This is a genomic window from Gordonia terrae (genome assembly GCF_051789125.1).
Lineage (GTDB): Bacteria > Actinomycetota > Actinomycetes > Mycobacteriales > Mycobacteriaceae > Gordonia > Gordonia terrae_A.
Genome location: NZ_CP196526.1, coordinates 2,701,200 through 2,724,004, shown reverse-complemented (window position 1 = coordinate 2,724,004; position 22,805 = coordinate 2,701,200). Strand labels below are relative to the sequence as shown.

The window sequence follows — 22,805 nt, the reverse complement described above, 5'->3', positions numbered from 1 at the left end:
CGACCATATCTTGACTGGCGGCTGGGATGCGCTATCTTCTTGAATGGCATTCAAGAACAAGCTCTGAGGGGTGGCGAGGAATGAGTCCCACGGTGGGAGACGGGTCGTTCGCGACCGTCGAGTCGGCGTTCGAGTCACACGGAACGCGCTGCGCCGCGCGCATCTACACGCCGACCGGGGCCGACCCGGTTCCGGTGATCGTCATGGCCCACGGCTTCGGAAGTGTCCGGGAGCTACGCCTGCCCGCCTATGCAGCTCGCTTCGCGCAGGCCGGCTACGCGGTCGTGCTGTTCGACTATCGCAACTTCGGAGACAGCGACGGGACGCCGAGACAGGTACTGGACATCCCCTCGCAGCTCGAGGACTGGCGGGCGGCTATCGCCTGGGCACGTGGGCTCGACGGCGTGGACCCGACGGCAGTCGTCGCGTGGGGGACGTCGTTCGCGGGCGGGCACGTCCTGACCATGGGCGCCGACGGCGAAGACCTGGCAGCCATCATCGCGCAGGTTCCGCACACCGATGGGCTCGCCGCTGTGCGGGCGACCGGTGTCAGAGGATCCGTGCGGCTCCTGCCGGCGGCCCTCAGGGACTCCTGGCGCGCGGTTCGCCGCGCCGAACCCGTCTATGTCGACTCGGTAGGGGTGCCGGGGAGCGTTGCCGTGATGACCGCTCCCGGCGCGGAGGAGGCCGTCGACCTCATGGTGGCCGCATCCGGCCATCGGCGCGGAGATCACCCCGAGACGGTGGCCGCACGGGTGGTCCTCCGGGTGGGCTTGTATTCGCCGGGTCGGCGCGCCGGTGCCATCACATGTCCGACGCTGATACAGGTCGCTGACGGCGATGACATCGCACCGGCGCGATCCGCGCGGCGAACAGCCCGACGGATTCGAACGTCGACGTTCATCGCCTACCCCGGCGGGCATTTCAGCCCGTATCTGCCACCGCTGTTCGATACGGTGATCGCCGATCAGCTGACATTCCTGCGGCGAGTCGTGCCCACCGGTCGCCGGGACGAGTCCGCCTAGTCGCCACGGCAGACCGGCGTGCGGTGTCAGAAATCGAAGCCGCCGCCTCCGAAGTCGCCGAAACCGCCACCGTCGCCGAAACCGTCGCCACCGAAGCCGCTGTCCGTGCCGGCGTCTCCGACACCGCCCCCGTCGGTGGGGTCCCCGCCGTCGAGGGCGGCCGCGTCGGAGGCGTCACCCGATCCGCTTTCGAACCCCTGGGCGTCGTACGGGACCCCCGCCATGCCGGAGAACATCGCCGAGAACAAGAGCATCGATCCGAGTCCCCACGCCCCGGCCACGAGAGCCGGTTTCCACCACGGCTCGGAGTACCAGCCGGCGGGCACCGGCCGGCCGGCGACACGGCCACCGGGGTAGTAGTTCGGCGTCCGCTCCGACGGTGTCGGGGACGCCGCCACCTGCCGGCCCTCGAAGTCGACCTCGCGTTCCTCGGTGACCGCCCCGGCGCTTCGTTGACCGTCGAGCTCGGGAATGGCGGGACCGGGGTCCAGGTTCATCGCGGTGCGGGCGGCGCGGATGTAGTACAAACCCTCGATCGCGGTCTGCTTGGCCAGTCGGGCCTGCGCCGGCGAGTTCGCCTGCTCGATCTGCGAACCGGCGGCGGTATAGCGCTCACCGGCGTCGGCGAGTGCCTGCTTAGACGCGGGCCCGTCCCCGACGAGCATGAATACCTGACCGCCGAGCCGCTCGATCGCCTGTCGCGCATCGGCCTTGGCGTCGTCGAGCGTGCGGGCCGCCGACACGCCTGACCGTCGTTGCGCGATCACGACCACTCCGACGACGACCAGAACGATGACCGCGATCAAGATCAGTCCATCCATGCCTACCTCCAGCTATTCGTGTCCGTCGATCACGGCGACGAGTCGGCCGTCCCGGCAAACCGGACACCGTCGAGCGTACCGACGGCGGTCGATCGCCGGCCGGGACAAAGGTGGCGAGACGCGACCGGCGTCGCCGAATGCCACGCGTCTCTACGATGATGAGGTGTTCTTCCTCTTCGGCTACGGCCGCAAACAGCAGCACCTCGGCGCGGGACAGACCCGAACGTGTCCGCGCTGCCACAACACCACCCAGTGGACTCGGATGCGCGAGTTCACTCAGTTCACGGTCTTCTTCATCCCGATTGCCCGGTGGGGCCGCAAACAGTTCGAGGCCTGCGGCATCTGCGGGGCGGCCATCGCGATCTGACGGCGTCGCCGACCGAGAGCGGTGCTGATCGACGCCGCGTTGCGCGAGGCGGTTTGCCGGCCGTGGAACTGGTTACTCTCGATACTGTGGCTGCCCCCGACTCCCCCGCCCGCACCAGCACCGCGATCACCGGTCTCACCCGCACGTTCGCTGATGAGCTGACGCCGCTGACTGTGCCGTGGCGCGGCGCGGATGCGCCTGATCCCACTCTCCTCGTGCTCAACGAGCAACTCGCCGAGACGCTGGGTCTCGATGTCGAGGCGTTGACGTCCGACGACGGCATCGCGATCCTGTCGGGTGCGGCAGCGCCGGCCGACGCGACGCCTGTTGCCACCGCGTATTCGGGACACCAGTTCGGGGGGTATACACCGCTGCTCGGCGACGGCCGGGCGCTCCTGCTCGGCGAGCTCATCGAAGCCGACGGATCTCGGGTCGATCTGCAGCTCAAGGGTTCGGGGCCCACGCCGTTCTCCCGGGGTGGTGACGGGTTCGCGGTGACCGGCCCGATGCTGCGGGAGTACCTCGTCAGCGAGGCGATGAACGCACTCGGTATCCCGACGACCCGGTCGTTGTCGGTCGTGGCGACCGGACGAGGCGTGCAGCGCAACGGAATCGAACCCGGCGCGGTGCTGGCCCGGGTGGCGGCCAGCCACCTCCGGGTCGGGACCTTCGAATACGCAGCGCGCAACACCGAACTCGTTCAACCGCTGGCCGACTACGCGATCGCCCGGCACTACCCCGAGCTGTCGGGGTTGCCCGAGACCGGCGGCGGCAACAAGTACCTCAAGTTCTTCGAGGCGGTTCTGGAACGCCAGGCGCAACTGCTGTCCAGGTGGATGCTCGTCGGCTTCGTGCACGGAGTGATGAACACCGACAACACCACGATCTCGGGCGAGACCATCGACTACGGTCCCTGCGCGTTCATCGACGCCTTCGATCCGACAGCGGTCTTCAGCTCGATCGACCACGGCGGGCGTTACGCATTCGGCAATCAGCCCGCGGTCCTGAAGTGGAACCTGGCCCGATTCGCCGAGACTCTCCTGCGGCTGATGGGACCGACCCCCGACGAGGCCATCGCGGCGGCGACCGCGGTGCTCACAACCTTCGACGGGCGCTACGACCGGCACTTCACGGCCGGGATGTCCGCCAAGATCGGCCTGTCCGATGCCTTCACCGACCCCGAGCTGATCGACGATCTCCTGTCGCTGATGAGGGAGCATCGCGCCGACTGGACCAATACATTCCGCGCACTGGCCGACGACCTGCGCGGCGACGACGTGCCCATCGCCAGTGCCATACCTCGCGAGCATATCGGTCCCTGGCTCGAACGCTGGCGCGCGTCGCTGGACCGCGTCGGACGGACAGCGGAGGAGACCGCCGATGCGATGGACCGCGTCAATCCCCTTTACATCCCCCGGAACCACCAGGTGGACGCCTCATTGCGCGCCGCAACCGATGGGGACATGGACCCGTTCGAACGCCTGCTGGAGGCTGTCACGCATCCCTACGAGCGCCGCGCGGAGCTGGCCCACTACGCCGCGCCGGCCCCCCAGGCCTTCAGTGACAGCTTCCAGACCTTCTGCGGGACATGACGCCGCCTGACGATGTGCGGGCATCCGACTCCCCGCGGTTGTCGCGGGATGCCCTGACTGCCGAACGGGTGCGGACGGCCGCACTCATCGACTCGCTGTCGTCGCGACTGGACGCCGTGCTCGAGGCGACGGCGGATGCCGCCGCGGACGACGAGCACGACCCCGAGGGGTCGACCCTGGCCGTCGAGCGAGGCCATCTGGTGGCGCAACTCGAACGTTCCCGAGTGCGCCTCGACGAGATCGACGCAGCCGTCGAGCGCCTCGGTCACGGCTCGTACGGTCGATGCGAGACCTGCGGCGTGGCAATAGATCCCGAGCGTCTTGAGGTCTTGCCGGCGGCACGGCAATGTGTCGGCTGCGCCGTCCGTGATCCGATGCGGCGGTGGTGAGGGCGCGCGCCCTCGCATCGACCCGCACGATGGGAGGCCGGAAAACAAGGCGCGCCGGCGAACCCGTCGGTGGTAGCGTCGCCCACGCCTGACAATCAGTCGACAACGAAGACATCGGAGGTGAGTCGATGACCGTCATGGACCGCACGTGTGTGCGCTGTGCCCGAATCATCCTCACCCCCAGGGCCCTCACCCCAGGCGTCGCAGCCTAATTCGCGCTCGACCCCACCTCGATCGGTGGGTCGAAGACGCCTCGCGAGCCGGGCCCGCTTCGACAAAGGTCCTCACGTTGACTCACCCGATCTTTCCCTCGTCCGATTCTCCGTCCTCCGATGCTCGCCCTGTTTTCCCTCGCCCGTCACGACCGCCCACTCCCGCCGAACTCGGTTGGGACGACGCGCGCGACGAGGCGTTCGGTCCGTTCCGGGCCGCGGGTCACCTGCCTGGAAGGGTCGTCCGCGCCGAGCGCGGATTCTGCGATGTCGTCGCCGACAACCGGCGCCTCCGAGCCGCAGTCGGTCCGCACACCAATGACGACAGCATGACGCCCTGCACCGGGGACTGGGTCGCCGTGCGACCGCCGACTCCGGCGGTCGAGGCGGCCGTCGTAGCAGTTCTCGACCGCCGCACCGCTGTTGTCCGCTCGAGTGCTTCCCGGAGCTCTCGCGTTCAGGTGCTGGCGGCCAACGTCGACACCGTGGTGATCGTCGCCTCGCTGGCCGACTCGATCACACCGGGCCGGATCGAACGGATGCTCGCCCTGGCCTGGGAGAGCGGCGGCACCCCGGTGCTCGTTCTCACCAAGGCCGACCGCTGTCTCGATGTGCCGCAGGCTTTGTCCGACGCAACGGCGGTGGCCCCCGGCGTGGAGGTCGTCGTCACCAGTGCCGTCACCGGCGACGGATTCGACGTCCTGGCGGCCGCCCTGCGGGGCACCGTGGTGCTCATCGGTCCGTCCGGTGCCGGGAAGTCGTCACTCGGCAACCGGCTTCTCGGGCACGAACTCCTGCCAACCAATTCGGTGCGTGAGTCCGATGGCAAGGGCCGACACACGACCACCTGGCGGGAACTGGTGCCACTCCCCCGGGGCGGGGTGCTGCTGGACACCCCAGGACTGCGCGGCGTGGGCCTGGCGGACGCCGACGACGGTATCGATTCCGCCTTCTCGGAGATCACCGAACTGGCCACCATGTGTCGCTTCACCGACTGCGCGCACGCCACCGAACCCGGATGCGCTGTCCTGGCGGCCGTCGAATCCGGCGTCCTTCCCCGCCGCCGGCTCGACAGTTATCACCGCCTGCAACGAGAGAACGAGTATGCGGCGTCCCGTTCCGATGCGCGTCTACGTGCCGAGCGCGAACGCCGCAGGAAGCACATCTCGCGGATGCAACGAGCCATGTACCGGTCGGATGGGCGCTGAATCGCCGTCACGTATGCGGACCCGGCCATGTGCGAGTAGACCGGAGGTGGGTCGACACGGACGAGAGAATCGAAAGGTCTCACTGCATGAAAGCCATCCAGATCGTCACGCCAGGTCAAGCTCCCGAGTTGCGCGAGGTCGACAAGCCGGCCCCGGGTCCCGGTCAGGTGCTGTTGAAGGTCACCGCTGCCGGCGCCTGCCATTCCGACGATTTCGTGTTGAACATGCCTGCCGAGGGTTTCCCCTATCCGTTGCCCATGACTCTCGGACACGAAGGTGCAGGGGTGGTCGCCGCTGTCGGCAGCGGGGTCACCACGCTGTCGGAAGGAACCTCGGTCGCCGTGTACGGCCCGTGGGGTTGCGGCGTGTGCCATTTCTGTTCACGCGGACTGGAGAACTACTGTCCCCGGGCGGCCGAGTTGGGCATCGCACCGCCCGGCCTCGGCAAGGAGGGGGCGATGGCCGAGTACATGATCGTCGACGACGCCCGCCACCTCGTTCCGCTCGGCGACCTCGATCCGGTGGCCGCGGTGCCCTTGACCGATGCAGGTCTGACGCCCTATCACGCGATCAAACCGTCGCTGGGGAAGCTGGTCGGCGGCACGACGGCGGTGGTGATCGGCGCCGGCGGGCTCGGCCACATCGGAATCCAACTGCTGCGGCACCTCACTCCGTCGCGAATCGTCGCGCTCGATGTGAGCGAGGACAAGCTCGCCTTCGCTCGGGAAGTCGGTGCCCACGAGACCGTCCTCAGTGATGCCGATGCCGTCGCCAATGTCCGGAAGATCACCGGCACCGAGGGCGCCACAGCGGTATTCGACTTCGTCGGACTCCAGCCGACCATCGACACTGCCATGGGGGTCGTCGGCACGATGGGCGACGTGGTGATCGTCGGTATCGGCGACGGCGTCGCCGCAGCCAAGGTCGGGTTCTTCACGCAGCCCTACGAGGTGTCGGTCCGGGCTCCCTACTGGGGTGCCCGTGACGAGCTCATCGAGGTCCTCGATCTGGCGCGCGACGGCGTTCTGGAGGTCGCTGTCGAAAAGTTCTCGTTGGAGAACGGTCTCGAGGCGTACCGGCGACTCGCCGCCAACGAACTGCGCGGCCGCGCCGTGGTGGTTCCCGACTGAGTTCGCCGGGCAGTCGATAACCGACGGGCGGACCAACCGCCTTTGGTCCACGCCAACCTACGGTACCGTAACTTACGTGGACGTCACCCTTACCGACTCTCGAGCGGTATACGAGCACTACCTGGCCCATCAACAGGACCGGGCTCGGGCTCGGATGATGTATGGGCTGTTGGCTGCACGCATCCGGCCCATGGTCCGACCCGCGGATCGAGACGCTCTCAGAAGTGCGGCCCGTAGTGGTGCACCGCTGCTCATCGCCGCCAACCACGTCTCCGACCGGGATCCGCTGGTGTTGGCGGCAGCCGGGTTCCGGTCGCCCCTGCGTGGAAGGATCGGGCGTCTGCGGGTCCTGGCCAAGGACGAGTTGTTCGAGGAGCCCAGGCAACGTCGCAAGATAGACACGCTGGGCGGGATACCGGTCTTCCGGAGCAAGGATCACGGCATGCGAGCCGCCGCGGATGCCGGACGGCAGATGATCGCGGTCTGCGTCGAACGGATGGCGCGTGGTGACAGCATCGCCGTCTTCCCCGAGGGCACGTGTAACGAGGTCGACCCGAGGCGGGTGCAGAAGCTCGGGACGGGCATCGGCCACATCGCACACCGCGCCCTCCGTGACGGGACGCAGGTGTGTCTGGTGTCGGCGGGGATCGCCTACCCGGGGGACCGCCGCGCACCGGTGGTGACCCTAGGCGCCCCCGTCGACCTGACGCCGCTGGGGCAGGAAACGCCGGCGGCCATCACGCGAATGATCCAGGCCGACCTCCAAGCCGCTGTCGACGCGGCCCACGGCATCGTCGGTTGATGACCGGGTGAGGGCCTCAGCGAGGACGGTCGCGGGCCGCAGGAAGTTTGGCGCCGACGTCCCGGGGTTATGACCCTGGGGTGAAGCGAGATGACGATGCTCCCCCAGTCGAGAAGGACGTACGCGACGATCCGGAGTCCGCGGATCCGGACGATCCGCGCAAGCCCGACTCGCCGACCGACCTCACCAAGCCGTCGATGTGGTTCGTCTTGCGGAAGACCGCTCGGGAGTTCTCCCGCGATCAGTGCACGGACCTGGCAGCCGCCCTCACCTACTACTCGGTCCTGTCGCTCTTCCCCGCCCTACTCGCCCTGGTGTCGCTGCTGGGCGTCTTCGGCCAAGGAGAGAAGACGACCGACGCAGTATTGAAGATGATCGATGATGTCGGTCCGTCGTCGGCGGTGGACACCCTGCGAGGCCCGGTGGAACAGCTCGTGTCCGCGCCCAGCGCGGGCTTCGCGCTCGTCCTGGGTCTGGCCGGTGCACTCTGGTCGGCATCGGGTTACGTCGGCGCGTTCGGTCGGGCGATGAACCGCATGTACGAGATCGACGAGGGTCGGCCGGTCTGGAAGCTGCGCCCGCTCATGCTGCTGGTCACCTTCGTGGCGCTGGTCCTCGCCGCGGCTGTCGCGTTGATGCTCGCGGTCAGCGGACCCATCGCGCAGTCCATCGGTGACGCGATCGGTCTGGGTGATTCCGCGCTGACCGTGTGGAACATCGTCCGTTGGCCGGTGGTGCTGATCTTTGTGATCCTGATCGTGGCCATCCTGTACTGGGCGACGCCCAACGTCCGCCAGCCCAAGTTCCGCTGGATCAGTGCCGGGGCGGTGCTTGCCATCGTCACGTGGATCGTGGCCTCGGCGGCCTTCGCCCTGTATGTGTCGAACTTCGGCAACTACAACAAGACCTACGGCGCGCTGGCCGGCGTGATCGTGTTCCTGCTGTGGCTGTGGCTGACCAACCTGGCGCTGCTCTTCGGGGCCGAGTTCGACTCCGAGCTCGAGCGTGGCCGGCAGCTGCAGGCCGGGATGCCCGCCGAAGAGCACCTGCAATTGCCCCCTCGGGACACCAAGGCCTCGGACAAGAACGACGAGAAAGACCGCAAGTTCATCGAACAGGCCCGAGAGCTCCGCAACTCGCGGGGAGAATGATCGAGATGACCCACAACCAGGTGACCGGCGCGGTCGACCGCGCCACCGACAGCCCGTGGTTCGAGCGGTTGGCCCGCGCCGGACACGCCGTCAGCGGTGTCCTGCATCTGCTGATCGCCTTCATCGTCCTGCGAATCGCGTTCGGCGACACCGGCAATGCCGACCAGTCCGGCGCCCTGGGCATCTTCGCCGACTCATCGGGCGGCCGGGTCGTGCTGTGGATCGCGGTGGTGGCCTTCGCGGCACTCGCCCTCTGGCGCCTGGCCGAGGCCATCGTCGGCCCGCATGCCACCGAGCCAGGCCAGGACAACGACGGTGCCGAACAGTGGTTCGACCGCGGGAAGGCATTGTCGCTGGCCGTCGTCTACGTCGGGTTCGCCTGGTCGGCCGTGCGATTCGCAACCGGCCAGGGCAAGTCGAGCGGCCAGGAGAACGCCGGGCTGACAGCGCGGCTCCTGCAGTCGGGCGGTGGCAAATTCGTGCTGGTGGCGGCCGGACTGATCATCATCGGCGTGGGGATCTACCACGTGTACAAGGGGGCGAGCCGTTCGTTTCTCGACGATCTCAAGATCTCGGACGACAAGGGTGCCACCGTTGCCGGGATCGTCGGCTACTGCGGGAAGGGCGCCGTGCTGGTGGGCACCGGGATCCTCGTCATCGTCGCAGTCGCCACCGCCGACCCCTCGAAGGCGACCGGCATCGACGGTGCGGTGAAGTCCCTGGCCGGGTTGCCCGCCGGGCAGATTCTGATGGTCGTTGCCGCAGTGGGAATCGCCGCCTACGGCGTCTACTGCTACTGGCTCGCGCGGTTCGCCCGCATGTGACCACGGGGCCTACGACGTGCCCCGCAGGATCGACGCCATCTTCTTGCCCCGGGCGACCTCGTCGACCAGTTTGTCCATGTAACGGATCTTTTGCATCAACGGGTCCTCGATGTCCTCGACGCGGTGCCCGCAGATGACGCCCGTGATCAGTGCGGCGTCCGGGTTGAACGCAGGCGCCTCGGCGAAGAAGGTCTCCATGTCGACGTCGTCGTCGATGGTCTTCTGGAGACCGGCGGCGTCGTATCCGGTGAGCCAGCAGATGACCCGGTCCACCTCGTCGGCGGTGCGGCCCTTGCGTTCGGCTTTCGTCAGGTAGTGCGGGTAGATGCTGGCGAAGCTGGTCCTGAAAATGCGGTGCGGCTGTGCCAAGGGTGCTCCTTCATGGCGGTCTTTCCCGGTCTGGGTTCGCGACCGGTCTAGGTCCGCGCGCCGGCCCGAGGTTGCGAACGGTCCCCTGCCCGCGAAAACCGGAGGTTGTCGTCGATCACGCTGCCGCGGAACAGCCGTCGATCCGTGTAGTAGCTCATCGACATGACCCACGGGGCCTCAGGGCCCTGCTTGGGCAACGTGTCCAGCGCTCGCTGTACATATCCTGCGCCGAAGTCGAGCAACGGACGAGTCGGCATCGACGGATCCGCCACCGCCCAGACCGTGTCCTGGCCGTGAGAGTCCATGTGCGCCAGAAGTTTACAGAAGTACTCGCACAGCAGGCCGATCTTCAGTGTCCACGAGGAATTGGTGTAGCCGATGGCGAGCGCGAAGTTCGGCACACCCGACAGCATCATCCCGCGGTAGACGATGGTGTCGGGCAGGGACACGGGATCACCGTCGACGCTGAGGTCGATGCCGCCGATGATCTTGATGTTGAGGCCTGTCGCGGTGACGATGATGTCGGCCTGCAGTTCCTGGCCGCTCTCGAGCAGGATTCCGTCCTCGGTGAAGCTGTCGATACGGTCGGTGACGATCGACGCCGCACCGGAACGGAGGGTCCGGAAGAGATCCGCATCGGGAACCACGCAGAGGCGTTGATCCCACGGATTGTAGGGCGGGTTGAAGTGCTCGTCGACGGGAAACCCCGCGGGGAGCTGGGATTGGTTGATCTTGCGGATCAGCCGGCGGGCGACCTTCGGAAAGCGTTGGCACAGTTCGAACACGATGCGTTGCTGTGCGACGTTCTTCTGTCGCGTCAATGCATAGCCGCGCTTGTCGCCGAACACTTTCTTCAAGGTGTTGGCGATCGCGTCTTCCCGCGGCAGCGGGATGATGTAGGTCGGCGTGCGCTGCAGCATGGTGACGTGCGCAGCCTCTTCGGCCATCGCTGGTAGCAGGGTCACCGCGGTCGCCCCGCTTCCGATGACCACCACTCGCTTGCCCGCGTAGTCGAGGTCCTCCGGCCAGTGCTGTGGGTGGACGATCTGACCGCGGAACCGTTCCTGTCCACTGAACTCGGGTGTGAAGCCCGCGTCGTAGTCGTAGTAGCCGGATCCGCAGAAGATCCACCTGGCGCTGACCTGGATGCGCTCCGGCTCGTGTCCGTTCCCGCCTCGGTCGGTGTCGGTGCGTTCGATGTCGACGAGCCAGCGGGCCAGCTCGGAGGACCACGCCGCCGCCACGACTCGATGGCCGTACCGGATGTTCCCGGCGAGCTCGTTCTCGTCGATGGTCTCGTGCAGGTAGTCGAGGATGCGGGGTGCGTCGGCGATGGCCTGCTTGTCGGTCCACGGTTTGAACTCGTAACCGAAGGTGTGCAGGTCCGAGTCGGAGCGGATCCCCGGGTAGCGGAACAGATCCCACGTTCCGCCCGCGTTGTCGCGAGCCTCGACGACGATCATCGACTTACGGGGATGCTCGGTCCGCAGGTACCGCGCGGCGCCGATGCCGGAGATGCCGGCCCCGACGATCAGCACATCCACTTCCTCAGGCGTCGTGGCCACCCGGTTCTCCTCTGCTCGACGACAACGTGCTGTGTCCAGGATGCACCACCTCGGACACCATGGGTACATACCGGGCGGCATTGCGGCGGGCCGCGGCGCGCGAACGTCAGTCGGTGCCGGGACTGAACTGCCCGATGCTCTGCTTGGCGACGTTCTCGGCGACGGCCCTGGCGTCCTCATCGCCCTTGAGGAGGGACTCCCCGAGGGCCAGGACCTGCTCGCGCGTCGTGTGCGGTGGTATCGGCGGCACCGTGGGATCGCATCGAACATCCAGCAGGGTCGGGCGGTCTGCCGACAACGCGGTGTCCCACGCGGCGCCGAGGTCGTCTGGGTCGTCGACGTTGATTCCGAGGAGCCCGATGCTGCGGGCGAATGCTGCATAGTCGACGTCGGGAAGATCCTGCGACGGAGCGAATTTCGGGGATCCGGACATGGCTCGCTGTTCCCAGGTCACCTGGTTGAGGTCGTTGTTGTGCAGGACGGCGACGACGAGGCGGGGGTCGGTCCACTGTCGCCAGTAGTGCGCGACCGTGATCATTTCGGCCAGCCCGTTCATCTGCATCGCTCCGTCGCCCTCGAAGGCGATGGCCGGCCGGGACGGATGCGCCCACTTCGCGCCGATGGCGTACGGAACTGCGGGCCCCATCGTGGCGAGCGTTCCCGACAACGAACCGCGCATCTCGTCGCGGAACACGATGTGGCGGGCGTACCAGTCGGCCGCCGTGCCGGAGTCTGCCGTCACGATCGAGTCGGCGGGAGCCCGTCGCGAGAACTCGTGGAAGATCCGCATCGGATTGATCGGGTTCGCGTCGGTCATCGCCTGCTCGGCCGCCGTCGCCCACCATCGTTCGATCGAGGCCTCGACCTCGTCGCGCCACGTCCGGTCGCTCTTGGTCTCGAGTAACGGGATGAGAGCCTGCAACGACGTCCGGGCGTCGCCGACGATGTTGAGCTCGTTGGGATATCGCATCCCGATGGTCTTCGGCGAGTGATCGATCTGAACTCCCCGAGCCTGGCCGAAGGACGGGAGGAACTGAGAGTAGGGAAAGTTCGACCCGACGGTGAGGAGGGTGTCGCACCCGGTCATGAGGTGGTGACTCGCCGTTGTCCCGAGCAAGCCGATGGATCCGGTGACCCACGGCAGGGTGTCCGGTAGCACGTCCCGCCCCAGAAGCGCCTTGGCGCACCCGGCGCCGAGTGTGTCGGCCACGGCCGTCAGTTCGGCGACACAGTCCTTGGCGCCCTGCCCCACCAGCATCGCCACCCGTTCGCCCGCGTTGAGGATGTCGGCCGCTTGCCTGATCGCCTCGGGGTCGGGTGCCTGTGTCGGACGCGTCATCCCCAGGCTGGACGGCACCTGCTTGAACGCCTGCTGCGGCGGCTCATAGTCCAGATCGAGCACGTCCGAGGGAAAGATCAGCGCGGTGGGAGCCCGCTCCGCGACAGCGACCCGAATGGCCCGGTCGATGAGGTTGGGGATCTGCTCGGGCACCAAACACATCTGCACGAAGTCGCTGCAGACGTCCTTGTACAGGGCCAGCATGTCGATCTCCTGCTGATAGGCACCGCCCATCGCCGAACGCTCGGTCTGTCCGACCAACGCCACCACCGGCACATGATCGAGCTTCGCGTCGTACAAACCGTTCAGCAGATGGACGCCGCCCGGGCCGCTGGTCGCGGCGCAGACCCCGACCTGGCCAGAGAACTTCGCGTACCCGACGGCCTGGAACGCACTCATCTCCTCGTGGCGCGACTGGACGAACTGCGGGTTGTTGCCGGCGCGGCCCCAGGCCGAGAGCAACCCGTTGATGCCGTCTCCGGGGTACCCGAAGATCTGTCGAACACCCCACTCGCGCAATCGATTCAGTACGACGTCTGCAACAGTGTCGGACATGGCGCTCCTCGGCGGTGGTGTCTGGCGGCGCCGTCGGCGACACCGTGATCTCCCACGACTACCCGCGGAACGTCACTCTGACACCACGCCGTCCCGACAACGAGCGAGTGCGGGGTCTCAGACCGTCGGCGCTCCCAGGCGTGAGTCCCCCAGGCGGTCGTCGGGACCGAACCCGGCCGGAACACGTCCCCCGACCACTGTCCGTGCGAGGGCTTCGCCGACGACGGGCGCATGTTTGAACATGTTGTGGCCGGCCACCGCGACGACCGGTCCCGTGCGCCAGATCGCCACACCGTCGTCGCCCCACGGCAGCGTCGTCACCCAGCAGTGCACGGTCTCGACCGGGGTGGGATCGAGTCCGGGCAGTGCGGTTGTCACGTACTGGCGCGCCGCAGTTGCCAGATCGCCGAGCCGGCCCCCGTCGACGATCGATCCGTCGCCGAGCGCGTCGACGTCGTCGGCGATCCCCAGACCGTAGGCCGACCGATCGGGGTACACCGCGGCGTAGACACCCTCGGCGCCGAAGTGGCCGCCGCCGTCCTGCAGCGTCGGGAGTCGAACCGTGCTGTCCCGCACTCGAAATGACACGCGAACGTGCGCGCCCAGGCGTAGCGGGAGGGTCAATCCCACTCCGCGCGCGAGCGCCGCGGTCCCTCGCCCTGCACACACCACGACCGCGCCGTGCTTCCCCATCGTGGTAGGTGTACGCACGGTCACGGCGTCGTCGTCGTTGTGAACGGCGATGACCTCCTCGTGGACGATGTCGTCGCGGAACCTGTCGGCGAGCCCGGTGATCGCGGCTCGTGTGTCGATGGAGCCGCCGCGGACGTCGAGCATCGCCTGGCCGTTGTAGTCCGCGAGTATCGGCAGTACCTCCCGTAGCGATTCCGGGTCGAGTGACACGACCTCCACGTCAGCGCTCTCCAGGATCGCCCGTCGGTCTCCGACCGCGTCGCCCAGGGCGACGGCGCCGTCAGCGGAGATCAGCGGGGTGTCGAGCTGGTCGGACCACTCGTCCCATTGATGACGTGCACGAACCGCCAGCTCGACGAGTCTGGGGTCGTCGTGTGCGTGGCGGAAGATGCGCGACTGCCCTGCCGATTGGCCGTACCCAGGCCGACCGGACTCGTAGATTGTGACCGACAACCCTTGTCGGGCAAGGTGGTACGCGGTCGACAGGCCGATGATCCCGGCGCCGATGACGGCAGCGTCGGAGGTGGTGGACATGGCCACACGCTACGCCCGCCGCGGGCTAGCGCGCGCCGTGCCAGACGGCGTCGAAGGGGGCGTGCGAGGCGAGGCGACCGACGATCCCGTCGTGGGTGAACTGCTTCGCGGTCCGGATGGCATCCAGCACGTCGGCGCCCTTGGTCAGTTCCGCGGTGGTCGCGGCCGCGAATACGCAGCCGGCGCCCGACACACGCTCGTCGCCCACCTTCGGCGCCCGGAGCACGGTCACGTCGGTGCCGTCGAACGCGACATCGACCGCGTCGTCACCCGGGAGTCCGACGCCGCCCTTGACGATGACGACGCCGGGGCCGAGGTCATGGATCCGGCGGGCGGCCTCCGCGAGGTCATCGACCGAGGTGAGCTCATCCATCCCGGCGAGCGTCGCCGCCTCGAAGAGGTTCGGTGTCACCACGGTGGCCAGCGGCAGGATCTGCGAGCGCAGTGCGTTGTCGGTGTCCAGGGCGGCACCGGGCTCCTGGCCCTTGCAGATCAGCACCGGATCGACGACGACGTGTCGCCACTGCCGGGACGCCAGGGCCTCGGCCACCGTCGAGATCGTCGCCGGCGTGCCCAGCATGCCGATCTTGACCACATCGGGTTCGTGCGCCGCGGTGGCGACCTCGATCTGGTCCGCGATCACCTCAGGGTCGATCGGCACGAAACGATGAGCCCATCCCGCCTTCGGATCGAAGGACACGATGCAGGTGATCGTGCCGACACCGTAGGTGCCGAGCTGGGCGAAGGTCCGCAGATCGGCCTGGATACCGGCTCCCCCGGTCGCCTCGGACCCGGCGATCACATAAGACACCACTGACATCGACGGTCCTCTCCCGGAGCGGTCTCGTACTCGGGTTCCTTTTGTACACCTCGTTCCAGCGCTCGACGACCCCGCGTTCGGATGGTCGGCCACGACCCTGCGGCCATAACAGAGCAAGTGCTCTGTTATGGTGATCGGCATGCCCCGTCCTCGCGTCCACGACCTCGATGCGGTACTCGACGCCGTCGAGGCCGTCGCCGTCGAATCGGGACCCGAGGCGGTGACCGTGCGCGCGATCTCCCGACTCACGTCGATGTCCAACGGCGCGATATATCACGCATTCGAGTCGCGAGCCGGCCTGGTGGGCCGGACGTGGCTGCGGGCGGCCCAGCGGTTCCTCGCGCTTCAGCGGGACGCGATCGACGCCGCCACCGACGACGCCGGAGCCAGGGAGTCGGGCGCCAGGGACACGGAAGCCAGGGGGAGGTACGCCGATGAACGCTCCCGCGCGGTCGAGGCGGTCGTCGCCGCCGCGGACAGTCCCGCCCGGTTCCTCGCCGCACACCCGACCTCCGGGAAATTCCTGCTGCGGGTCAGTCGCGACGACGTGCGCGGGACACGCGATCTCCCGAGCGATCTGGCCGAGGCGATCGCAGGTATCGACGAGCAACTCGTCGCCGTCCTGATCGGGCTGTCGGAGGAGATGTGGGATCGTCGCGACCGGGCTGCCGTCGACGTGATCCGCGACTGCGTCGTCGAACTCCCCACGGCGTTGCTCCTACGTGGGCATCGCGCACCCGACGACCGAGTGCGCGAACGACTCGCCACCGCGGTCCGCGCAGTCCTGACGCTGCCACCGCCGGAGCAGGAACCACCCATGACCAACAGGACTCTCACACCCACGACGAAAGGACACCCGTGACGACCACCCTGCACTACCGAGACAAGGTCGCCGTGCTCACGCTCGGCGCCGACGAGAACCGATTCTCACCGGAGCGGCTGTCGGCGTTGCGCGCGCAACTCGACGAGATCGAGCACGACGCACAGGGTCTGATCACAGTCGGGACCGGCAAGTTCTACTCGAACGGCCTCGACCTGGAGTGGCTCCTCGCGCACCCGGACGAGGCCGATGACTACGTCGATCAGGTGCAACGACTGTTCGTACGGCTGCTGACCTTTCCTCTGCCCACCGTGGCGGCGGTCAACGGACATGCCTTCGGGGCCGGCGCGATGTTCGCCCTCGCGCATGACTTCCGGGTCATGCGACAGGATCGTGGCTACTACTGCTTCCCCGAGGTCGACATCAACATCCCGTTCACGGCGGGGATGGCGGCGTTGATCCAGTCAAAGCTCAGCCCTCAGGCGGCACTCGAGGCCATGACGACAGGTCGGCGCTATGGAGGTGCCGACGCGCGGTCCGCGGGCCTCGTCGACGACACCGCCGCCGAGGATTCGGTCGTCGACGTTGCGATGCAACGCCTTTCACCGATTCTCGGCAAGGATCCCGGCACGGTCGCGGCGATCAAGTCGACGATGTTCGCCGCGGCGACCGATGCCCTGGAGCGTGGCCGCGCGCGCTGACGCCGCATTCTCACGTTCCTGCGGCAGAAGCCAGGTTTGTCGACTCGACGCGGGGGTAAGCCTTCGCGCATGAGTACTGACACGATGCGGGCGATGGTCTACCGCGGCCCCTACAAGGTCCGCGTCGAGGAGAAGCCGGTGCCCCGCATCGAGCACCCGAACGACGCGATCGTGCGGGTGACACACGCGGCCATCTGCGGATCGGACCTGCACCTCTACCACGGCATGATGCCCGACACCCGTCCCGGGATGACCTTCGGACACGAGTTCATCGGCGTCGTCGAGTCGGTGGGCGGATCGGTGCGCAACCTTGAGGTCGGCGACCGGGTCATGGTGCCGTTCAACGTGTATTGCGGGACGTGTTACTTCTGCGCGCGGGGCCTGTATTCCAACTGCCACAACGTGAATCCGAACGCAACGGCGGTCGGGGGCATCTACGGGTACTCGCACACCTGTGGTGGTTATGACGGGGGTCAGGCGGAGTTCGTCCGCGTTCCGTTCGCCGATGTCGGTCCGACCATCATCCCGGACTGGATGGATCCCGAGGACGCACTGCTGTTGACGGACGCGTTGTCCACCGGATACTTCGGCGCCCAGCTCGCCGACATTCGACAGGGCGAGACCGTCATCGTCTTCGGGGCCGGTCCGGTCGGTCTGTACGCGGCGCGGTCGGCGTGGTTCATGGGCGCCGGGCGGGTCATCGTCATCGACCACCTGCAGTACCGACTGGACAAGGCGGCCCAGTTCGCGCACGCCGAGACCTACAACTTCGCCGAGTACGACGACATCATCGTCCACTTGAAGAACATCACCGACAACATCGGTGCCGATCGCGTGATCGACGCCGTGGGCGCGGAGGCCGACGGGAACTTCCTCCAGCATGTGACCGCCGCGAAGTTCAAGTTGCAGGGCGGCTCCCCCATCGCCCTGAACTGGGCGATCGACTCGGTGCGCAAGGGTGGCACCGTCTCGGTGATGGGCGCCTACGGTCCCATGTTCAGCGCGGTGAAATTCGGTGACGCAATGAACAAGGGGCTGACGCTGAACATGAACCAGTGCCCGGTCAAGCGGCAGTGGCCCCGCCTGTTCGAGCACATCCGAAACGGGTACTTCAAGCCGAACGACATCGTCACTCATCGCATCCCGTTGGAGCACATCGCGGAGGGCTATCACATCTTCTCCGCCAAGCTCGACGACTGCATCAAACCCATCATCGTCGCCGACGCCGGCTGAGGAGGACCCATGCCCGCCTATCCCGCAGACCGACCGGACGATCCCGACACCTCCGCTCTTGTCGACCGGATCCCCGGCTGGGGCGTCGATTCAGACCCTGCCGACCGTCCCGCATTCCCGCAGGAGCTCGCCGTGGGCCCGGCGCCCGGCGTCCACTGGGCGGTGCCCGAGGACCAGCCGGAACGGTGGCCGCGCGAAAGATCGAACGAACACGCTTTCCTCACACCGGTTTTCGGCACCTCGACGCCGCCGCGAGGGTTGTCGGGCGTGATCCGGCGTTCGGCGTACCGCTTCAGTGAGGCGCGCGCGGCACATTGGCTCATATTGTTGGGAGCCGACCGGGTGGCGTCTGTGGAGGCACACCTGGCCTCCTTCGCCACCGGACGTCCGGACAACCCGTTCACCGAGACCGGCATCAAATCCGAACTCAGTCATCACGGTTGGTCGTCTCGCGTAGGTCGCAAGCGCGTCGACAACAATCACACCTGGATCGATCCGCTGCTCGTGGGCGGTCCGTGGGTGGTCACCGGAGCCGTCGCCGGGGTCGCCGTTCGACGTGCGGTCCGCTCGATTCGTGAATCCCGGAGTTGAGACGGCGCAAGCGGTAGCGCAGTGACAGTCGTGATCCCCGTTCTCCGACACACGTCTGGACGGCTGTCTATAGTCGCGAGATGGCGGGGTCTTCACCAGCGTGAAACCAGATCCCGCGCTGCCTTGTCGCCCCGCGTGCTCGGACAGGAGAACGATGGACCTTCAGGAGATCGGTGATCGCTTCGGGATAGCCGACACCTTGTCCCGATACTCGCGGGCGGTCGACACCAAGGACTGGGATCTGTGGCGATCGGTCTTCACCGACGACGCGACAGTCGACTACACGTCGACACCGTTCGGACAGGCGGGTCATCGGGACGAGATCGCTGCCTGGCTCGAGGAGAGCTTCGCGTTCGTGTCGGTCAGCCAGCATTTCATCACCAACATCGAGTACACATTCGACGGCGACCGTGCCGAGGTACGGGCGATGTTCTACAACCCGATGCGGTTTGTCGGCATGACCGAACTCAGCACGTGCGGTGGCAATTACCACCACTCGATGGTCCGCACCCCGGAGGGCTGGAAGAGCAGCCGGTTGCTCGAGGACTGTCAGTGGTTCGAGAACATGCCCGGTGCGACGGACGAGAACTGACAGCGAGACCCGCGGCGAGCACTGATGGCCACCCGCACGCAAGGTGCCCATCGTTACACTTCCGTGGCCTGCCGGGAACGATCGTGCACCGACCCGCCGCACAGCGTCTTCCGCTCGACATCGCCCCCTAGATTGGAGGCACCCGAGCGTCAAGGAGTGAAGTGAGCGAGTCGCGAACCTGCCTGGTCACCGGTGCGACCGGCTACGTGGGGGGCCGGCTGGCGCCTCGCCTGCTCGCGCGCGGTCATCGTGTGCGCGCCCTGGCCCGTACGCCGTCCAAACTCTCCGACGCGCCCTGGGCCACGGAGGCCGACGCCGAGGTGGTCCGAGGTGATCTCTCGGATCGGGACTCGCTGGTCAAGGCGTTCGCAGGCGTCGATGTCGTCTATCACCTCGTGCACTCGATGAGTTCCGACTCGGATTTCGCCGCCGAGGAGCGGCGCTCTGCCGAGAACGTCGTGGCAGCGGCGCAGCACTGCAACGTCTCGCGGATCGTCTACCTCGGCGGGCTTCACCCCACTGGCACCGAACTCTCCGAACACCTCGCGTCGCGTGCCGAGGTCGGGGACATCCTGATCAACTCGTCGATCGAGACCGTCGCATTGCAGGCCGGCACGCTCATCGGCTCCGGTTCGGCATCCTTCGAATTGATCCGGCACCTCACCGAGCGGCTTCCCGCGATGACCACCCCGCGGTGGGTTCACAACAGAATCCAGCCGATAGCGGTCGACGATGCCCTGCATTACCTGGTGGAGGCCGCGACCGCTGCCGTACCGGACTCGAGGACCTGGGACATCGGCGGACCGGACGTCCTGGAGTACCGCGACATGATGCAGGTCTACGCCGAGGTTGCCGGGCTCCGCCCGCGGATGATGGTCGTCCTCCCCTATCTGACGCCGGCTCTGGCCAGTCGCTGGGTCCGTTTCGTCACCCCCATTCGCGGCAAGATCGCACGACCGCTGATCGAATCGCTCGAGTGTGACGCGGTGTGCCGTGATCGTGCGGTCGACGCCATCATCGACAGGCCACGGGGTGGTCTCACGCCCTATGCGCTGGCCGTCGCCCGGACACTGGAGCGGTCGCAGCGCGGTGACGGTGTGGCACCGTGGACCAACGCAACCCCGGACGTCTCGGCTGCCGAGCCCATCCCCACCGACCCGGACTGGGCCGGCGAAGAGATGTTCGAATCGACCGCCCGCAGGACCGAACGGGGCACGGCGTCGACGATCTGGGAAGACCTGCGTGCCACGGCACGACGACGCGGAGAGGTCGTCGATGCCCGACGGCCCGACTTCCTCCGAGTCAGACTGTCCGGCACGAAGTTCGGTCGTGCCTATGTCGATCACACGGTGGTCGGGAGTCACGGATCGCAGACCACGGTCGACATCGTCACCACCACCCGCTACTTCCCGCGCGGTCTGGCCGGCCTCGCCTACTGGCGTGGGGGGTCACCTCTTCGCGCGCTCGGGATGCCCGGGTTCGATCCGTTCCGAGAGGAACCCGTCCGGCACGCGTGAGGTGTTCGGCCAGTCAGCCGGGATAGAGTCGCACCAGCAGGCCTGGCGCACAGGCTCATCACACGAAGACAGTGGGGCGGGATCGTCGACAGGGAGGCATGCGGATGTCGTTGACCGAACGCGTCGATCGGTTCCAGCGACGACATCCGGCGACCGGATTCCCTCTTGCCGTCGTCTACAAGTTCGTCGACGACCAGGGTGCCTATCTCGCGGCGCTGTGCGCGTATTACGCCTTCATCTCGTTGTTTCCGCTGCTCCTGCTGTTCGCGACGGTCCTCGGCATCGTGCTCGCGGACAATCCGTCGCTGCAGGAACGCATCCTGGACTCGGCGATGAGCCAGATCCCGGTCATCGGAAGCCAGCTCGAAGAGCCCGAGAAGCTCAGTGGCGGTGTCACCGCCATCGTGATCGGCGTGGTGGTGTCCCTGTACGGCGGACTGGGCGTGGCGGTGGCGGCCCAGAATGCCATGAACACGATCTGGGCGGTCCCGCGCAACGAACGACCGGATCCGATCTTCGCCCGGCTTCGAGGACTGCTGCTGTTGTCGACCATCGGCGTCGCGGTCATCGGTCTGACCGTCGTGAACGGGCTCTCGGCGGCGTTCGAGCTCGGAATCGTCGGCAGATGGTTGACGATTCTCGGTTCGGTCGCCCTCAGCACTCTCGTGTTCACCGTGGCCTTCCGAGTGGGCACGGCTCGCAACGTGTCGATGCGGGATGTGCTGCCGGGCGCCTTCGGGGCCGCCGTGTGCTGGCAGATCATCCAGACCTTCGGTGCCGTCTACGTTCAGCACGTCATCGGGAACACGAGCTCCACCAACGGCGTCTTCGCGATCGTCCTCGGACTTCTCGCCTTTCTGTACGTGTCGTCGATCATCATCGTGATCTGCCTGGAAGTGAACGCCGTTCGGGTGGACCATCTCTATCCGCGTTCCCTGCTCACACCCTTCACCGACAACGTCAGTCTCACCGAGGGAGACGAGGCGGCCTACGCCGCTCAGGTCCTCGCCCAGCGCAACAAGGGGTTTCAGGAGATCGACGTGTCATTCGACAATCCACGCGACAGCGACGAGCCCGAAGCCCGACGCGACTCCGCGGCAGACCAAAGCTGAGCCGCGAGTGCCACCCCGGTCCTCCGGGCGGCCCGCTCTGTCAGTGGAGCGCGCCCAGCTCGACCAGTAGGACACCGAGAATGATGATGCCGATGCCTGCGACCATGCGGCGGTTCAGTCGTTCGCGGAACAGGAAGTGGGCCGCGATCGCGGTGACGGCCACCCCGGTGGCCGCCCAGATCCCGTACGCGACCCCGAGTGGGACACCGTGTCGCAGTCCCAGGGTCAGGGCGGCGAAGGCCACGGCGTATCCGACCGCGACCAGGGCATAGAACCGCGGGCGGCCACCGGCTGCGGCTCGCAACGCCAGCGTGCCGCTGACCTCGGCGATGATCGCGACGACGAGAAAGGCATATCCCACGGTCACGCCTCCGCGGGATCGGAACGTTCCGGTGGCCGGTGCCCGGTCTCGACGAGGACAACCCCGACCATGATGCAGACGATCCCGATCCCCATCAGCACAGTGAAGGACTCACCGAAGATCCACGTCGCCGAGGCTGCGGTGAGAGCGACGCCTGACGCCGACCAGATGCCGTACGCCGCACCGATCCCCATGCCCCGCTTCAGGACGGCGGCCAAGAGGACGAACGCGATCGAATAACCGGCGACCACCACGATGTACAGCGCTGGAACGTCCTGAGAACCCTTCAGCGACAGCGTTGCCGCGACCTCGGAAACGATCGCGCCGATCAGCATCAACCAGGTCATGTCCCTCACCCACCGGCGGAGGCGGAGCCGCGCCGAACCGTCACCGTGCCCCAGGCGATCCGACGACGCCTGCACTCGGACTGTAGGCGATCCCGCCCGAGAACCGAGACACGGCACGCAGATACGCCGAGACCC

The 22,805-nt window shown here is 67.1% G+C and carries 24 protein-coding genes; 16 read left to right on the top strand and 8 right to left on the bottom strand.

The window, feature by feature from the left end:
- Window positions 1-80: 80 nt before the first annotated feature.
- Window positions 81-1,025, top strand: a complete 945-nt coding sequence (locus ACSUZC_RS12385) for an alpha/beta hydrolase (protein ID WP_439028849.1) — start codon at window positions 81-83, stop codon at window positions 1,023-1,025.
- A 26-nt stretch (window positions 1,026-1,051) separates the two neighbouring features.
- On the opposite strand, the gene ACSUZC_RS12380 is transcribed toward ACSUZC_RS12385, so the two are convergent.
- Window positions 1,052-1,846 (bottom strand): DUF1542 domain-containing protein, encoded by a 795-nt coding sequence (locus ACSUZC_RS12380; protein ID WP_439028848.1) that lies wholly within the window; start codon window positions 1,844-1,846, stop codon window positions 1,052-1,054.
- A 163-nt stretch (window positions 1,847-2,009) separates the two neighbouring features.
- On the opposite strand from ACSUZC_RS12380, the gene ACSUZC_RS12375 reads away from it, so the two are divergent.
- The 8 genes from ACSUZC_RS12375 to ACSUZC_RS12340 all read left to right on the top strand — a co-directional run bounded on the left by ACSUZC_RS12375 (window position 2,010) and on the right by ACSUZC_RS12340 (window position 9,521).
- Window positions 2,010-2,213, top strand: coding sequence for a zinc-ribbon domain-containing protein (locus ACSUZC_RS12375; protein ID WP_439028847.1), 204 nt, complete (start codon window positions 2,010-2,012; stop codon window positions 2,211-2,213).
- Window positions 2,214-2,299: 86 nt separating this feature from the next.
- Entirely contained in the window at window positions 2,300-3,805 is a 1,506-nt protein-coding gene (locus ACSUZC_RS12370; RefSeq protein WP_439028846.1) for a protein adenylyltransferase SelO, read from the top strand.
- Window positions 3,802-4,194, top strand: coding sequence for a TraR/DksA family transcriptional regulator (locus ACSUZC_RS12365; RefSeq protein WP_439028845.1), 393 nt, complete (start codon window positions 3,802-3,804; stop codon window positions 4,192-4,194). The genes ACSUZC_RS12370 and ACSUZC_RS12365 overlap by 4 nt, the downstream gene beginning before the upstream one ends.
- 289 nt (window positions 4,195-4,483) lie before the next feature.
- A complete protein-coding gene (gene rsgA / locus ACSUZC_RS12360) occupies window positions 4,484-5,614 on the top strand; it encodes a ribosome small subunit-dependent GTPase A (protein ID WP_439028844.1) in 1,131 nt (376 codons plus the stop codon).
- Window positions 5,615-5,700: 86 nt separating this feature from the next.
- Window positions 5,701-6,744, top strand: a complete 1,044-nt coding sequence (locus ACSUZC_RS12355) for an NAD(P)-dependent alcohol dehydrogenase (RefSeq protein ID WP_439028843.1) — start codon at window positions 5,701-5,703, stop codon at window positions 6,742-6,744.
- Between the two features lie 76 nt (window positions 6,745-6,820).
- A complete protein-coding gene (locus ACSUZC_RS12350; protein ID WP_439028842.1) occupies window positions 6,821-7,546 on the top strand; it encodes a lysophospholipid acyltransferase family protein in 726 nt (241 codons plus the stop codon).
- Window positions 7,547-7,626: 80 nt separating this feature from the next.
- Window positions 7,627-8,697 (top strand): YihY/virulence factor BrkB family protein, encoded by a 1,071-nt coding sequence (locus tag ACSUZC_RS12345; protein ID WP_439028841.1) that lies wholly within the window; start codon window positions 7,627-7,629, stop codon window positions 8,695-8,697.
- Between the two features lie 5 nt (window positions 8,698-8,702).
- Window positions 8,703-9,521, top strand: coding sequence for a DUF1206 domain-containing protein (locus ACSUZC_RS12340; protein WP_439028840.1), 819 nt, complete (start codon window positions 8,703-8,705; stop codon window positions 9,519-9,521).
- A gap of 9 nt (window positions 9,522-9,530) precedes the next feature.
- Here the strand turns inward: ACSUZC_RS12340 and ACSUZC_RS12335 are convergent, their stop codons facing one another.
- From ACSUZC_RS12335 to ACSUZC_RS12315, 5 genes are all read right to left on the bottom strand, one after another.
- On the bottom strand, window positions 9,531-9,890 hold the full coding sequence (locus tag ACSUZC_RS12335) for a DUF2200 domain-containing protein (RefSeq protein ID WP_439028839.1): 360 nt from the start codon (window positions 9,888-9,890) through the stop codon (window positions 9,531-9,533).
- A gap of 47 nt (window positions 9,891-9,937) precedes the next feature.
- Complete coding sequence (locus tag ACSUZC_RS12330) at window positions 9,938-11,455, bottom strand: flavin-containing monooxygenase (RefSeq protein ID WP_439028838.1); 1,518 nt, start codon at window positions 11,453-11,455, stop codon at window positions 9,938-9,940.
- Window positions 11,456-11,561: 106 nt separating this feature from the next.
- Window positions 11,562-13,349, bottom strand: coding sequence for a thiamine pyrophosphate-requiring protein (locus ACSUZC_RS12325; RefSeq protein WP_439028837.1), 1,788 nt, complete (start codon window positions 13,347-13,349; stop codon window positions 11,562-11,564).
- Between the two features lie 117 nt (window positions 13,350-13,466).
- On the bottom strand, window positions 13,467-14,576 hold the full coding sequence (locus ACSUZC_RS12320; protein ID WP_439028836.1) for an NAD(P)/FAD-dependent oxidoreductase: 1,110 nt from the start codon (window positions 14,574-14,576) through the stop codon (window positions 13,467-13,469).
- Between the two features lie 25 nt (window positions 14,577-14,601).
- A complete protein-coding gene (locus ACSUZC_RS12315; protein WP_439028835.1) occupies window positions 14,602-15,396 on the bottom strand; it encodes a hydroxymethylpyrimidine/phosphomethylpyrimidine kinase in 795 nt (264 codons plus the stop codon).
- 139 nt (window positions 15,397-15,535) lie between these two features.
- On the opposite strand from ACSUZC_RS12315, the gene ACSUZC_RS12310 reads away from it, so the two are divergent.
- The 7 genes from ACSUZC_RS12310 (at window position 15,536) to ACSUZC_RS12280 (ending at window position 21,962) form a co-directional block, all read left to right on the top strand.
- The gene (locus ACSUZC_RS12310; RefSeq protein WP_439028834.1) at window positions 15,536-16,258 is read left to right on the top strand and encodes a TetR/AcrR family transcriptional regulator; all 723 of its coding nucleotides are present in this window, start codon (window positions 15,536-15,538) and stop codon (window positions 16,256-16,258) included.
- Entirely contained in the window at window positions 16,255-16,917 is a 663-nt protein-coding gene (locus tag ACSUZC_RS12305; RefSeq protein WP_439028833.1) for an enoyl-CoA hydratase/isomerase family protein, read from the top strand. The genes ACSUZC_RS12310 and ACSUZC_RS12305 overlap by 4 nt, the downstream gene beginning before the upstream one ends.
- A gap of 84 nt (window positions 16,918-17,001) precedes the next feature.
- Window positions 17,002-18,150, top strand: a complete 1,149-nt coding sequence (locus ACSUZC_RS12300; RefSeq protein ID WP_439033106.1) for a zinc-dependent alcohol dehydrogenase — start codon at window positions 17,002-17,004, stop codon at window positions 18,148-18,150.
- A gap of 9 nt (window positions 18,151-18,159) precedes the next feature.
- Entirely contained in the window at window positions 18,160-18,741 is a 582-nt protein-coding gene (locus ACSUZC_RS12295; RefSeq protein ID WP_439028832.1) for a hypothetical protein, read from the top strand.
- Between the two features lie 154 nt (window positions 18,742-18,895).
- Complete coding sequence (locus ACSUZC_RS12290) at window positions 18,896-19,333, top strand: nuclear transport factor 2 family protein (protein WP_439028831.1); 438 nt, start codon at window positions 18,896-18,898, stop codon at window positions 19,331-19,333.
- 161 nt (window positions 19,334-19,494) lie between these two features.
- Window positions 19,495-20,850 (top strand): NAD(P)H-binding protein, encoded by a 1,356-nt coding sequence (locus ACSUZC_RS12285; protein ID WP_439028830.1) that lies wholly within the window; start codon window positions 19,495-19,497, stop codon window positions 20,848-20,850.
- 104 nt (window positions 20,851-20,954) lie between these two features.
- Window positions 20,955-21,962 carry a YihY/virulence factor BrkB family protein gene (locus tag ACSUZC_RS12280; protein WP_439028829.1) on the top strand — a complete coding sequence of 336 codons (1,008 nt, stop codon included), beginning with the start codon at window positions 20,955-20,957 and terminating at the stop codon, window positions 21,960-21,962.
- 40 nt (window positions 21,963-22,002) lie between these two features.
- On the opposite strand, the gene ACSUZC_RS12275 is transcribed toward ACSUZC_RS12280, so the two are convergent.
- Both ACSUZC_RS12275 and ACSUZC_RS12270 read right to left on the bottom strand, forming a co-directional pair.
- Window positions 22,003-22,323: a DMT family transporter gene (locus ACSUZC_RS12275; RefSeq protein WP_439033105.1), complete on the bottom strand. Its 321-nt coding sequence runs from the start codon at window positions 22,321-22,323 to the stop codon at window positions 22,003-22,005.
- Between the two features lie 2 nt (window positions 22,324-22,325).
- The gene (locus tag ACSUZC_RS12270; RefSeq protein ID WP_439028828.1) at window positions 22,326-22,670 is read right to left on the bottom strand and encodes a DMT family transporter; all 345 of its coding nucleotides are present in this window, start codon (window positions 22,668-22,670) and stop codon (window positions 22,326-22,328) included.
- Between the last annotated feature and the right edge of the window lie 135 nt (window positions 22,671-22,805).

What these genes read in the sequence shown, in the direction of transcription:
- ACSUZC_RS12385 (WP_439028849.1), top strand. Translation starts at nt 81, where the DNA reads ATGAGTCCCACGGTGGGAGACGGGTCGTTCGCGACCGTCGAGTCGGCG.
- ACSUZC_RS12380 (WP_439028848.1), bottom strand. Translation starts at nt 1,846, where the DNA reads ATGGATGGACTGATCTTGATCGCGGTCATCGTTCTGGTCGTCGTCGGA.
- ACSUZC_RS12365 (WP_439028845.1), top strand. Translation starts at nt 3,802, where the DNA reads ATGACGCCGCCTGACGATGTGCGGGCATCCGACTCCCCGCGGTTGTCG.
- ACSUZC_RS12355 (WP_439028843.1), top strand. Translation starts at nt 5,701, where the DNA reads ATGAAAGCCATCCAGATCGTCACGCCAGGTCAAGCTCCCGAGTTGCGC.
- ACSUZC_RS12340 (WP_439028840.1), top strand. Translation starts at nt 8,703, where the DNA reads ATGACCCACAACCAGGTGACCGGCGCGGTCGACCGCGCCACCGACAGC.
- ACSUZC_RS12325 (WP_439028837.1), bottom strand. Translation starts at nt 13,349, where the DNA reads ATGTCCGACACTGTTGCAGACGTCGTACTGAATCGATTGCGCGAGTGG.
- ACSUZC_RS12320 (WP_439028836.1), bottom strand. Translation starts at nt 14,576, where the DNA reads ATGTCCACCACCTCCGACGCTGCCGTCATCGGCGCCGGGATCATCGGC.
- ACSUZC_RS12315 (WP_439028835.1), bottom strand. Translation starts at nt 15,396, where the DNA reads ATGTCAGTGGTGTCTTATGTGATCGCCGGGTCCGAGGCGACCGGGGGA.
- ACSUZC_RS12310 (WP_439028834.1), top strand. Translation starts at nt 15,536, where the DNA reads ATGCCCCGTCCTCGCGTCCACGACCTCGATGCGGTACTCGACGCCGTC.
- ACSUZC_RS12300 (WP_439033106.1), top strand. Translation starts at nt 17,002, where the DNA reads ATGCGGGCGATGGTCTACCGCGGCCCCTACAAGGTCCGCGTCGAGGAG.
- ACSUZC_RS12295 (WP_439028832.1), top strand. Translation starts at nt 18,160, where the DNA reads ATGCCCGCCTATCCCGCAGACCGACCGGACGATCCCGACACCTCCGCT.
- ACSUZC_RS12290 (WP_439028831.1), top strand. Translation starts at nt 18,896, where the DNA reads ATGGACCTTCAGGAGATCGGTGATCGCTTCGGGATAGCCGACACCTTG.
- ACSUZC_RS12280 (WP_439028829.1), top strand. Translation starts at nt 20,955, where the DNA reads ATGTCGTTGACCGAACGCGTCGATCGGTTCCAGCGACGACATCCGGCG.
- ACSUZC_RS12270 (WP_439028828.1), bottom strand. Translation starts at nt 22,670, where the DNA reads ATGACCTGGTTGATGCTGATCGGCGCGATCGTTTCCGAGGTCGCGGCA.